Here is a 12,398-nt window from a genome sequence, read left to right as displayed (position 1 = left end):
GAGAGCTACTCTGTTTAATGACTAACTCACTGCTTGGTAGTGAATGCGCGCTAGCTGGACATGCTAGCGCGAAGAAGCTGCATACAAAAACGCAAGTAACACTGATAAGAGTTTTGAACGGTTTTATCGTTATCACTACTTTTGTCCGCCATAGTCGGTTTGTCTATCACGCCAAACCGAGTGAGGGTGGTTACCTGGTTGATTTGTCGATTTGTTCGACTGCATAGAGAATTCTATCCATAGCGAGGGGCCGTGAACGCGCACGTAATCGTCTTCAGAGTTCAGTGATGTAGTCCCAGAATACCCGATAACTGTGTTGTTAAATTCACTTGCGTATTTTTCCATGTACCGTTTCGCCTCGGTTTCGTGAATATCGCCAACATAGGTATAGATAGCTTCTTTCAACAGAGAAACCTGTTGTTCTGATAGCGAGGAAACTGCTAAACCTTCTTGCTTTTCGGGAATAGCATCATCAGCTTGCGGCCCCGCTAAAATATCTCGGTAGGTTCCTTTCAATTTCGCTTTTTCTTGCTGGTTTTCGCTTAATGATGTGAGTAATTTCGAAAACGCATCACGTTCTTGCAGAAGCGGCTTATTCTCGCGTCCATTCATTTCGAAGGAAGGAAATGGCTCAATCCCTCGAAAAGAGGGGGTAGCGCCTACAAGCTTTCCTTTGTTGTACGTGTTAGAGAAGGCAAAATGGTGACCGCCATAATATAGCTCCCAAAGCCCATCTTCTGATGGCTCACCTAAAAAGGCGAGCTTGCCATTGTAAGAGGAGTACGCGGCTTTATAGTCTGTGCTAATAGTTCCTATGTAGTCATCGGCGTTAAGAGTTTGAACCATTTCATCGAAGCCTTCATTTCTACTTTCGCTGGCCGCTTCTTTCAAAATAGCTTTTACCATGCCCCTTTGTTTGATGGACAATTCGCCAAGAAATATTCCTGGGCGCTCTGGGAACGCACCGGCGGGCAAATTGCTCCAGTTTTTGGCTTGCTCCAGTGAATATTCGGTTTGGATTAGCGATAGATTATCTTCACTTAAGGTAGATTTAAGCAAAGAGATGAGGCACAGAAGCGTCGTAATATGCTCACTGTTGTCACAGTCTTCCGTTGCAGCTGGAACACTAATATCTCCCATAAGCGTACTTGTATCACCCATTCGAGCTTTTATTGCCAATGTTTCAGGCGTATCTGGCCGAGGCGGTGGTGGGCCTTCAGGATGCGGGCCTTTTGGGTGTTCCTGAGAAAATGTACAAGGTGATAACACGAGGGCGATAGCAAGAATACTGGTAGAGACTTTGAATCGTTTAGCTACATTCATGGGCAAGTGTTTCTGCTCTGTTAGGTCTGCTTTATTACTTTGATACTTCATTAAAGTATTTCAATCTCTTTACTATTTCATTGAGAACAATATGGATCAACGCCGACCACTTTGTGACTCTGACAATGTGTTTATCTTTATAGTTATCAACGCTGCGCTACAAATAATGATAAGTAGTGCCGTTGCAGTTTTATCGTCGCTATTTTCATTACTATTTGTGCGCTTTCTGCACATTCTCTGCACAAACTTTCAGTATCTTTAAGTCACAAATTAATAAAAATTACGGTTGCAAAGGTAGTCAGTTATGAAAAAGCCTATTTCTTTGACGCGTCCATTTATCACAATGGCGATGGTTGGAGCGCTTGTTGCCTGCGGGGGCACAGACGATGATAGTTTAACCGTCGATGCCGACTCATCTACAGACAGTGGCGCAGATTCAGGCGACACTGGTAATAGTGGAACCGATAGTACTGCAGGTAGTTGCGATAATCCGGCAACAACTTTGCCTGCAATTTTCCTAGAATTTAACGCCTCACCAAACGTGACTGCTGTACTTTCCTCAGACGGCTGTACTGTAACCGTTGAAGCGAATGGTAAGCCTAACCATACTTCTTCCTATTGGGACTCAGGGAATGAAAGCGGCCTTTATGTAGCGCCTGAAGACGCAGATTTATTCAATCAACAGCGCTCACCCGGAGATATCGAGGATTATGTTAATTTGTTTCAACTTACGGTACCGGTAAACCCTGAGTTGGCTGACTCTTCTTCTGCAACTCCGTTAGGTGCAATAGGTATTGCCACCAGTGGTGCGCCTATTTTCAATGACTCTGAAGGTAACGGCGATGTTTCACTGGGCGTAATACAAGGTTTTGATAGAAACGGTGCACATACCGGCCCACAAACCTATCATTATCACCTTGAACCTAAAGCGATTACTTATGACGATGATAGCTTGGTAGGTATTATGTCAGACGGCTTCTTTATTTACGGTAGACGTTGTTATTCAAGCGCCGACTATCCCACCGATCTCGATGGATCAAACGGCCATGTGGGTATCACTCAATTCACCGACCCGTCAAATGAGGAAGGCGAGTACCATTACCATGTCTCAACTGAACAATACCTAAACGGCGATTATTACCTTATTTTTCCAGGCGATTTTCAGGGTACGCCAAACGGCGTGAATTAAGCTGCGCTTTTTTATGAAGTATTTAAGCGCTTTAATCATAGGGTTATCTGTATTAAGCGCGGTTGTGTATTTAAAGCCCCTTTTTCATGGGAACGAAAAGCAGCCTGTGTCTAATAGCGAAATTTCGATAAGTCGCGAAGGTCTTCGTATATTCCAAGGAAAGCCTTTTACAGGAGAAGTCGTCACACGATACCCGAACGGTGCTATTGCAGCTAGTGAGCAGTTTAAAAGCGGCCGACGTCACGGTGAAACGAAGAAATGGTTTAAAAACGGCACACTTGCGTTCAGCGCCACTTTTAACGACGCGAAACGGGAAGGGGAAGCAACTAGCTGGTGGGCTAACGGCAATATACGTTCAAAGCGTTACTTTGAAAAAGGAAAAATTCAAGGTGTTGCGATGGAATGGTATCGCAGTGGCGAAATATTCAAACGCTTTAATTTCAAGTCAGGGCAGCCAAACGGGCTACAGCAAGCGTGGCTAAAAAACGGCAAGCTCTTTAGTAATTTTGAGTACAAAAATGGCCGAATATTCGGCTTAAGAAAAGCAAATAACTGTGTTGGATTAGAAGATGAAGAAATTTCTATTGATTACTATCGCCTGCAATCTGCTGGTCTGTAGCGGTTTTTCCCAAGCTGAAAAGCCCGAAGTATTTACCGAAAAGAACAACAGCGCCAATGTTGAAGAGTTACCATACTACCAAGACGCCTCATTTTCGCCTTATTGGTTATCAGAGGGTGAAGTAGACTTAACCTCTTTTCACAGTATTCCCGCCTTTAGCTTTACCGACCAAAGCGGTAACACAATTAGCGACAAGGATCTTGACAACAAAATTTACGTCGCGGGTTTTTTCTTCAGCACGTGCCCAGGTATTTGCCCCACAGTGCGTTCGAAACTTATACGAGTACAAGAAACGTTTAAAGGAAATGATAAAGTAAGAATAGTTCAGCATTCGATAAGACCTTCAACAGATTCTATCGAAGTGCTGCAAGCCTATGCCAATAAAAACAAAATAAATAACGAGCAGTGGTATTTGCTAACCGGTGATAAAGACGAAATTTATACTATTGCCAAACAAGCTTATTTTGCCAGTGAAGATCTAGGTAATGTGCAAAAGAACAAAGATTTTCTGCATACAGAAAGCCTGTTACTTATTGATAAAAACAAACATATTCGAGGGATATATAATGGCTTAAATGCCGCCTCTGTTCAGTACTTAATAAAAGATATCCAGACCTTACAGAATGAGAAGTCGTAGAGGGTATGTCAGAGATTATGGGGTTGGCACCGAAACTATCACTATAACAAGTCTTGAAAGATCCCAGATTTTGCTGCTTACCAAAGTTAAGAAAAACTCAAATAAAAAAACCGGCGTAAAAGCGCCGGTTTTTGGTTTACGTACTAAATCGTAAATTACATTTTGTACGCTACAGTTACATAGCCAAAACGCCCGATATTGTCGTATGCAGCATCAGTTGAGCCAGTACCTGTTGTACCTGTAGGTAGTGCGCGGTTGAACAGGTTATCAATACCCACGGTTAGGCTTATACCATTTTTAAAGTTATAACCTGCAGTTACATCAGTTACTGCGTATGAAGGCAGTTCCATACGGTTACTTGGGTTAGGGTTGCGTGCTAACTCTTGGTTGTCGTAAATGCTTGCGCGCTCAATGTAGCGCGTTTTCCAGCTTGCTTCCCAATCTCCACGGCTGTAATTAACCGTGAATACACCTTGCCAGTCAGACTCATCCGCAGTACCAGCGTTTTGATAAAATAGCTCTGGGTTGTCCTGGAATGGAAACTCTTTACGATCTTTAAGGTAAGTCGCAATTAGGCTTGTACGGAATGCACCTTCAAGTGCATCAAAGTCGTAACCTAATTCGAAATCTACACCTTTTGCTTCTTGCCCTGCAATGTTCAGCGCATAGCTGCGAATTTCGGTAATTTCGCCTGATTCTGAATCACGGTCGATAAGGCCACAGTACGGATTATCGATGCCTGTTTCAGAGTCAACACAACGGTCCAGAATAGTTTGACCGTCAATGTTGGTGATCGCGTCGGTAAGCTCAATTTCCCAGTAATCGACTGTCGCAGTAAAGCCTTCAAACCAAGCTGGAGTATAAACCAAACCTAGGGTTTTAGAGATAGACTGTTCTGCTTGAAGATCGATGTTACCACCGTTTACGCCTTCCAACGTTGCTGCATCATAGTCAGAGTTGAAGTCTGCCGGAACGCCAAGTGCTGCGCAGTTAGCAATACGCTGGTCGGGATTAGCTAGGTTTTCTAGGTATTTTGTTCGGCAAGGGTCGTCAACATCGAAGAACGTTTGGCTGGCTTCACCGTAAAGTTCGCTAATGTTCGGTGCGCGAAGGGCAGATGACTTAGTTGCTCTAACACGTAAGTCTTCGAAAACCTGCCAATCTAAACCAAGCTTCCAGCTTTTTGCGTTGCCAATAGATGAGTAATTAGCAATTCGCGCCGCTGTGTCGAACGTAAGCGAATCTACGCCTGGTAAACCTTCAAGAAGTGGAATAGTAACTTCAGTGAATACCTCAGAGACATCATATTCACCCTTGTCTTCACCTAGCGCATTGAAGAAGGTACCTGCAGCGTTGTCTGGCTCATCAATTTCACTTTTCTCTTTGCGATATTCCACACCCGCGGCAAAGCCAACGTAGCCCGCTGGAAGCTCGTAGATACCTGAGTTTGCGATTGTTGCGCCTGCGTTGTACTGCTCAATTTTGCTAGTACCTACAGACGTGGTATTCACATAATCGATAGCTTCTTGTGAGGCTTGACCGTATCCCATAATATTTAGAGGTACACAGCCATCGTCGCTACCTGATGCACAAACGATCTCGCCGGTGTTCTCATCTGTGACAGCGTCTATCGCGTTGTAGAAGTTTTGCAAAATCAGGTTATTGCGGTTTTCACGCTCTAGCTCTGTTTTACCGTAGTTTACAAACGCTTCGTAGTTCCATTCATCATTGATATAGCCTTCTACACCTAACACGTAGCGATAGGTTTCACGCTCGTCAGCTTCCGTACGAACTCCTAAATCGGTCATCATGCGATTTAGCTGAATACTCTGAAGGTCGTCGTTTACTTTCATATACTCAACAACGCTTTCATCTAAAAAGGGATTTCCCTTTTTAATTGAGGCTTCGGCATCACCAAAGAAAAATGCCGGCTGTGCCATAGAAATAGCACGAGTGCGTGCATATTTTGCTTGCGCATAAACCGTCGTGTCGTCGTTAAGCTCGTAGTTACCTTTAACGTTTAGATTAGTGCGGTCAAATTCTGGCTGTAGCTGTGTGAACTGGCGAAGGTTGAAAGAATCACAGTTCGCGCAGAAAGAACCATCTACTTGGTCACCAATATATATGTCTTTAATTGAACCGTCAGCGTTGAAAGTTTTTGTGCCATCGCCGAATACACCCGCATTGTTGATTACGTAGTAACCTGCGTTAGCAGTGTATATATAATCTGGGTAGGCGGTTGAATTCAGCTGATCTTCGTTACGCTCAAATCCCATGATGCTTTCAAAGCTCATGTTGCGATAGGGTGTAGCAGTCCAAGGGTTGTCCAAGGCATCTAGCGACTCTTGAGAGCTGTATTCAGCAGCAAAAGCGATGTTGCCGCGGTCGTTGTCAAAGTTAAAACCATAAGACGCTTGGTACTTATCGTTTTTATAGCCATTTTCCTGCGCAAAGCCTTGCGTTGCGCTAACATCAAACCCTTCAATATTCTTTTTAAGAATGAAGTTAACCACACCGGTCACAGCGTCGGTACCGTATACAGCAGATGCACCGCCTGTTACGATTTCTACACGCTCAATCCATGAAGTAGGAATAGTGTTGGTATCGACAGCAGCAGTACCCGCTGATGAAGACACATGACGCTTACCGTCAACCAAAACAAGCGTGCGGTCGGTGCCCATACCGCGAAGGTCTAGAATGTTTAAACCCGCAGTACCAATGAATTGACTTGAGTTACCTAGCGAGAAGGTATTCGCTAAAGAAGGCAGCTCGTTAAGCACTTCACCAATGTTCATCGCGCCAGAGTTTAGTAGTGACTCGCCAGAAATAGCGGTAACAGGAGACGGTGCGATCGCACCCTGACGTGAAATACGTGAACCTGTAACTTGAATTTTTTCAACATCAGCGCTTTCAGAAGCTGAGTCTTGCGCTAATACGTTGCCAGATGTCAAAGCGACACTACCAGCCAATGCTAACCGAACAGCAGTTGCAATGTTTTTCATGGATTGTTCCTAATGAATTAGAATTTATATGCTTGTTGTTAAATAAGGCCCAAAATTGTAGGCAAGCCTTACTATGTCGATTTATATACGGATTTATACTTATGTCTAAGAGGGCGCGCATTTTAATGAGCAGGAACAAGCGAAATCAATTTTTTTTCGATGAAACAACTTACTCCCTCTGGGTGGTTAACATTTAATTAATGTTTACTTAAATAGTAGGTTTTCACTATGTATTGCGAGCATTGTTAAAAAAGTGAGCGGAACTAGTCCTTTTTATAACCAGTTGTTCAAAATGTAGTTTGATTGAGCGTTTATTGACTTGATTTTACTTCGAGATAACGCAACTAAAAATACAAACTTTGCAACCGAAATTAGGGTGATTTGGGTTAATAGTTCAACCATTGAACATATGAAAGTAAGTTCTGCATTTGAGCGTAATAAGATGTGTTTTTATCGACGCAATGAGGATGTTAATTAAATTGTTGTAAATAGGTTGATAGTGGGCAGCTTTTTTACTTTTAATTACTCACTACCACCCTGATTACACGTATGGGAAACGTGTTGCTCACCGTCGCGCTATTAATAGAGGATAAACAATCAAACTAAATATTAACTCGGTTTTTGCCCGAGTTTTTCGATTGGTAAAGTGCTTTATCTGCGTTTTCAAACAAAGCTTCAAAGTCGTATGCGACCTTAGGAGCGCTAGCTACGCCGAAGCTTGCTGTAAGTTTGAACTGTTGTGAACCTGATTGGTTGGTGAGTTCTATTTGTTTCCGGCAGCGCTGGGCAACTGTCATAGCTTGTTCCAAATCACAGTTAGGTAAAATAATGCCAAATTCTTCACCGCCTAAGCGTCCGATGTAGTCATCTGGTCTGCAACCTTTTAATGCAGCAGTTACCGCACTCTGAAGCGCTTGATCGCCTATTTGGTGTCCATAGGTGTCGTTTATTTTTTTAAAATCATCTAAGTCAAAAATAATTAGACTAACAGGCTTTGCATTCTGATCAGCATAATTTATAAGCTCAGCTGATATTTTCGTAAAGTAGGTGCGGTTGGCTATACCGGTAAGTCCATCTCTTTGCGAGATTTTTTTAAGCGCAATGTAATGGCTTCTTTTTTTGTACAGCCAAAAAGCTATCACTAAGAACGCCATAAATAGTACGAGATAAATAAGCCGGCGTATATTGCTTTCTTCTTGCGCTAGCTGCGCCTTGGCTTTTAACAGGGAGTTTTCCGCATCGAGTAGGGTAATTTGGTTCGATTTTATTAAACTATCTTGCTGTGCTTTATGAATGCTTAGCATTTTATTGCTCATACTAGATAAATTTAGCGATCGCGCTTTTGCATAGTCCTTATGTAACTGCAGCGCCTTTTCATAATTTTGCTGTTTTTCTGCGATTTTGTATAAGACTTCATAAGCATCTATGTCAGAGATGACTGCGTAACCTGTATCTTCTTCCTCACCTAGCACCTTGTAAGCGTATTCTTGTGCTTTCTCATACTCTTCGCGTAAAAAATAAATTTTGCTTAATAATGCGTAATACTCTTCTAACAACGGTGGATATTTAGTGCTTTCAACTTCGCTTAGATGCGAGTGTAACACCGCTAGCGAAGCTTCAATTTCGTTTTTGTTGTACAGATAGGTAGCGTAGTGTGTGTAAATAGCAATAAGCGCTATCTTTTCTTCTGCATTTTCACAGTAGTTTAGCGCCTTAGTAAAACTATCTTCAGAGAGTGAATCATCCTGTGTAGAGACCAAAGCAACGATAAGCTGCATGTGTAAAAAGCACGTGAATCGAGGAGAGTGTTGCCCGCTAATCAACGAGTTTCCATAACTAATTACCGTTTCTTTCTCGTCAATAGAGCTGTAAAAGTTGATTATCGCATTGTGGGCTTGTTCCTTAACTAAGGGAGCGGTGACCTTGTCTATATTCTCAGTTAAAAAGTCCATAGCAGAGAATGCCTCAGCCCAATTTTGGGTTGCTGCATTGAGAGCAGCAAGCGCTGCGTATGATTGAAACTGATAGCGAAACGAATAATCACCTTCGGCAATCTGTTGATACGCTTCTGAGGCACTCAACAGGTCTCCAGCTACAAGCTTCATATAAGCTGCAGTAAAATCGTAAAGCTCCTTATCATCTTCGCTTAAGCTTGCTTTATCTAAACTTTTAAACAGCTCTCTTGATTTCTGAGGGTTTGAACTTCGTATTTCATAGGCTTCTTCTAAAATGCTATTACCAGTCTCAGCTGCAAACGATAGCGAAGAGGTAAGTGAAAAAAGTACTGCTAAGATGCTATAGGTTACGAGTTTAACTAGGCTTTTTATTAATAGTTTTAACGTCATTATCGCTTTGAACAGTGGAGTTAGTTACAACATCTAATCTGCAACTCCCTTTCAGCCAAAATTGACGTTACATAAATGCGTCTTCTGATACCGGGAGCGAGGCTATTGTTTTTAGTTTAGACAAAAAATAAATAAATGCTTCTAATGCCTAATAAAAATTATATAAACATTAAACGATTGGTTGTTGGTCTACGAAAGACGGGCGAGCAGTGTTTGGATAGCTAATGAAAGTTAAGGGGAGCAAGTTTGCCTTATTGCAAACTTGCTTTAAAGATATGAAGGAAATTAATAAAACTAGCGTTAAGCAGAGCGCTTAAGGGTTAATTCTTTTCTTACTATCGCAGCACCAGCGCTAAGTGCTTCAAGTTTCCCTCTTGCAACATCTCGTGAAAGGGGAGCCATACCACAATTAGTACAGGGGTAGAGCTTATCTGCGTCCACGTACTTCAAAGCTTCGCGCAAAGTAGCGGCTACTTCTTCTGGCGTTTCTATGGTATCGGTTGCAACATCAATAGCACCTACTATCACTTTTTTGCCTTTAAGAAGGGATATTAGTTCAATGGGTACATGGGAGTTGTGGCACTCCAATGACACCATATCAATGCTCGACTCCGCTAGTTTAGGGAAGCTTTCTTCATATTGGCGCCATTCAGAGCCTAGGGTTTTCTTCCAGTCGGTATTTGCTTTAATTCCGTAACCGTAGCAAATGTGTACCGCAGTTTCACATTTTAGTCCTTCAATAGCGCGCTCTAGCGCAGCAATTCCCCATTCGTTCACTTCATCAAAGAATACGTTAAACGAGGGTTCGTCAAACTGAATAATATCAACGCCAGCAGCCTCTAGTTCTTTCGCTTCTTGGTTTAGAATTTTTGCGAATTCCCACGCGAGCTTTTCGCGGCTTTTATAGTGATCATCATACAGGGTATCAACCATGGTCATCGGTCCAGGTAACGCCCATTTAATAGGCTGATCAGTTTGGCTTCTTAAAAATTTAGCATCTTCAACGAATACCGATTTAGGTCGGGTAACCGCCTGGGTTACAACGGGAACGCTCGCGTCGTAACGATTGCGAATTCGTACTGTTTTACGGTTTTCGAAATCTACACCGTCAAGGTGCTCAATGAAGGTAGTCACAAAGTGCTGACGGGTTTGCTCACCGTCGCACACAATATCAATGCCTGATATCGTTTGTTCCTGAAGTGTAACGCGCAGCGCGTCTTTTTTACCTTCTTCTAATGCTTCGCCTTCTAGCTTCCACGGCGACCACAGGGTTTCAGGCTGTGCAAGCCATGAAGGTTTTGGTAGGCTGCCGGCGATAGAGGTGGGAAGTAATTTTTTCATGTGATTCGTTTTCTTTAAGTCAATAATTAATATGAATGGCTGTGGGGCAGGCCGTTGCGCCCCATCAAAATTTATAAGCTCATTTTTTAGCGAACCGTTGATTTCTGCTGGCAAAGAGTAAGGTACCAACAACCAGGTCCGAAGCGTTTATCTGGCGTAACTTGCTGTAAATTGCTGCAGCTTATGTTGATAAGGTTTAATAAAGTTCTCTTCCACAAACTTGCCTTGCTCGACGGCAAGGTGACTGCGTTCGTCTCGGTCGTACACGATGGGCGTTACCGAATGATCGGTATTTTGCAAATTCGGTTTATAGCTTGAACCTGCACGAGCATTAGCGTTATAGATTTCAGGGCGATAGATTTTCTGAAACGTTTCCATCGTTGCGATAGTGCTTATAAGCTCTAAATTTGTGTAGTCGTTCAGTAAGTCACCAAAGAAGTAAAACGCGAAAGGCGCGGCACTGTTAGGCGGCATAAAATAACGAACGTTTAAGCCCATCTTTTTGAAATACTGCTCGGTCAACGACGACTCGTTAGGTTGATACTCAACGCCTAAAACAGGGTGCTGGTTTTCGGTTCTGCGATAGGTTTTGTTATCAGAGACACTTAAGCAAATAACAGGGAGTTTTGAGAAATGCGCTTTATAAGCTTCTGAGTTAACGAAATACTGGAACAATTTACCGTGTAGATCGCCAAAATCGTTGGGTACGCTGAACGAAGATTGGCCACGATTATGATTCAAAAGGCGAATGCTAAAATCATAATCTCGAACATAAGACGAGAAGTTGTTGCCCACAATACCTTGGGTACGCTTCCCCGTTTTTTTATCGATAATGTTAGTTTGCAAAATCTCGATAGTAGGGAAGGTGTTGCCGTTACCCTCTACATCAATATCTACCGATACTATTTCTAATTCAACGGCATAGCGATCGCCACGCTCATTGTCCCAGCTAGCTAGAGCATTAAACCGATTGTTAATCATACCTAACGCATCGCGTAAGTTTTCTTTTCGGCGTTCACCTCGCGCTAAATTAGCAAAATTAGTGGTGATTCGCGTGTTGTCTGAAGGGCGATAATCTTCATTAAACTGAACGCTGTTAATAGTAAAAGAGAAATTTGTATCCACGTTATTGTTCATGAGAATGCGCTTCTATTCCTAAGATTAAACCGAGTAATGTAAATGCTGTAAAAGCTATGAATAAATTTATACGCGGTTTTATCTATGAATAAAAATGACTTAATTTCATTTTTGTATGAAATTATCTCATAGTTTGTTCGGAACAGAGGGGGTACGTGGTTTTATCTTTCCACCGCCTAGCACTAATCATAATTAGGTCACAGACCGGATCTTTCAGTTGTGAATATAAGTCTCTATCGTCTGGAATTTGGGAGGCGAGGGTTTGCTTGAAGAACGCGTAAGCCTTTGCGGTATCGTCATCAATGCTTAGATAATCTCTGAATAGAAGAGCATACTTAAAGTTTTTTGCGCCTACTTTTCGTATATGAATATTCGCTTTAAACGCCCATTGGTCTGTGACCCCTTGCAGGTAAATTTTACGCCAGTCCGCATGGCATAATTCGTTAGGCGGTAAATGATCTTGGCTCAGGTGAGCGTTAGGCAAGTTTAATTTACTTATTCGTTGGTTTATCGTGTCGCAAATAGCAGGAGATATTTCACTAACCCCAATTTGAATATCAATTCGGTCTTTCGCTGGCATGTTAGGAATAGAAGTAGAGCCAATGTGGTCAATACGAATGCAAATATCGCCCAGCACCGTTAATAAACAGCGCTTAGCGATTTCAAACTGCTCAAGCCACACTTTTTTATAGGGGACAATTTCAACTTTATCTCGCTCTTGGCGTTTCATAGTGCAACCTTTCTGCGTTAATTAACAAACTCGGCTCGTTTTTCATTTTGAAAAAGGAAGGTAGCAAATTGTAAC

Annotated in this window: 9 protein-coding genes; 3 read left to right on the top strand and 6 right to left on the bottom strand. The window is 42.4% G+C overall.

All coding sequences use genetic code 11. The annotated features are described in order from the left end of the window. Positions 1-135: 135 nt before the first annotated feature. The gene (locus PCAR9_RS11415; protein WP_232091181.1) at positions 136-1,374 is read right to left on the bottom strand and encodes a DUF3500 domain-containing protein; all 1,239 of its coding nucleotides are present in this window, start codon (positions 1,372-1,374) and stop codon (positions 136-138) included. 253 nt (positions 1,375-1,627) lie between these two features. Here PCAR9_RS11415 and PCAR9_RS11410 point away from each other — a divergent pair, with 253 nt between their 5' ends. Genes PCAR9_RS11410 through PCAR9_RS11400 form a run of 3 tightly spaced genes read left to right on the top strand, consistent with a single transcriptional unit; the run spans position 1,628 to position 3,768 of the window. Next, the gene (locus PCAR9_RS11410; RefSeq protein ID WP_232091180.1) at positions 1,628-2,512 is read left to right on the top strand and encodes a YHYH protein; all 885 of its coding nucleotides are present in this window, start codon (positions 1,628-1,630) and stop codon (positions 2,510-2,512) included. A 13-nt stretch (positions 2,513-2,525) separates the two neighbouring features. Next, on the top strand, positions 2,526-3,131 hold the full coding sequence (locus PCAR9_RS11405) for a toxin-antitoxin system YwqK family antitoxin (protein ID WP_179983702.1): 606 nt from the start codon (positions 2,526-2,528) through the stop codon (positions 3,129-3,131). Further along, on the top strand, positions 3,082-3,768 hold the full coding sequence (locus PCAR9_RS11400) for an SCO family protein (protein WP_179983701.1): 687 nt from the start codon (positions 3,082-3,084) through the stop codon (positions 3,766-3,768). Before PCAR9_RS11405 ends, PCAR9_RS11400 begins: the two co-directional genes overlap by 50 nt. A 155-nt stretch (positions 3,769-3,923) precedes the next feature. Here PCAR9_RS11400 and PCAR9_RS11395 read toward each other — a convergent pair whose 3' ends face one another. The 5 genes from PCAR9_RS11395 to PCAR9_RS11375 all read right to left on the bottom strand — a co-directional run bounded on the left by PCAR9_RS11395 (position 3,924) and on the right by PCAR9_RS11375 (position 12,323). Next, positions 3,924-6,770 carry a TonB-dependent receptor plug domain-containing protein gene (locus PCAR9_RS11395; protein WP_179983700.1) on the bottom strand — a complete coding sequence of 949 codons (2,847 nt, stop codon included), beginning with the start codon at positions 6,768-6,770 and terminating at the stop codon, positions 3,924-3,926. 602 nt (positions 6,771-7,372) lie between these two features. Then, positions 7,373-9,115: a GGDEF domain-containing protein gene (locus tag PCAR9_RS11390; protein WP_179983699.1), complete on the bottom strand. Its 1,743-nt coding sequence runs from the start codon at positions 9,113-9,115 to the stop codon at positions 7,373-7,375. A gap of 300 nt (positions 9,116-9,415) precedes the next feature. Further along, positions 9,416-10,456 (bottom strand): methionine synthase, encoded by a 1,041-nt coding sequence (locus PCAR9_RS11385; protein ID WP_179983698.1) that lies wholly within the window; start codon positions 10,454-10,456, stop codon positions 9,416-9,418. A gap of 147 nt (positions 10,457-10,603) precedes the next feature. Continuing rightward, positions 10,604-11,593: a DUF1852 domain-containing protein gene (locus PCAR9_RS11380; RefSeq protein ID WP_197964239.1), complete on the bottom strand. Its 990-nt coding sequence runs from the start codon at positions 11,591-11,593 to the stop codon at positions 10,604-10,606. Between the two features lie 121 nt (positions 11,594-11,714). Further along, on the bottom strand, positions 11,715-12,323 hold the full coding sequence (locus PCAR9_RS11375; RefSeq protein ID WP_179983697.1) for a GrpB family protein: 609 nt from the start codon (positions 12,321-12,323) through the stop codon (positions 11,715-11,717). Between the last annotated feature and the right edge of the window lie 75 nt (positions 12,324-12,398).

The sequence above is a fragment of the Alteromonas macleodii genome (assembly GCF_903772925.1).
GTDB classification, from domain to species: Bacteria; Pseudomonadota; Gammaproteobacteria; order Enterobacterales; family Alteromonadaceae; genus Alteromonas; species Alteromonas macleodii_A.
The sequence above is the reverse complement of the archived record's forward strand: the minus strand, read 5'-3'. Positions and strand labels throughout refer to the sequence as shown.

Excerpts from the sequence above, each read along its gene's own strand:
- PCAR9_RS11405 (WP_179983702.1), top strand. The coding sequence starts at position 2,526 with ATGAAGTATTTAAGCGCTTTAATCATAGGGTTATCTGTATTAAGCGCG.
- PCAR9_RS11380 (WP_197964239.1), bottom strand. The coding sequence starts at position 11,593 with ATGAACAATAACGTGGATACAAATTTCTCTTTTACTATTAACAGCGTT.
- PCAR9_RS11410 (WP_232091180.1), top strand. The coding sequence starts at position 1,628 with ATGAAAAAGCCTATTTCTTTGACGCGTCCATTTATCACAATGGCGATG.
- PCAR9_RS11395 (WP_179983700.1), bottom strand. The coding sequence starts at position 6,770 with ATGAAAAACATTGCAACTGCTGTTCGGTTAGCATTGGCTGGTAGTGTC.
- PCAR9_RS11385 (WP_179983698.1), bottom strand. The coding sequence starts at position 10,456 with ATGAAAAAATTACTTCCCACCTCTATCGCCGGCAGCCTACCAAAACCT.
- PCAR9_RS11400 (WP_179983701.1), top strand. The coding sequence starts at position 3,082 with ATGAAGAAATTTCTATTGATTACTATCGCCTGCAATCTGCTGGTCTGT.
- PCAR9_RS11415 (WP_232091181.1), bottom strand. The coding sequence starts at position 1,374 with ATGAAGTATCAAAGTAATAAAGCAGACCTAACAGAGCAGAAACACTTG.
- PCAR9_RS11390 (WP_179983699.1), bottom strand. The coding sequence starts at position 9,115 with ATGACGTTAAAACTATTAATAAAAAGCCTAGTTAAACTCGTAACCTAT.
- PCAR9_RS11375 (WP_179983697.1), bottom strand. The coding sequence starts at position 12,323 with ATGAAACGCCAAGAGCGAGATAAAGTTGAAATTGTCCCCTATAAAAAA.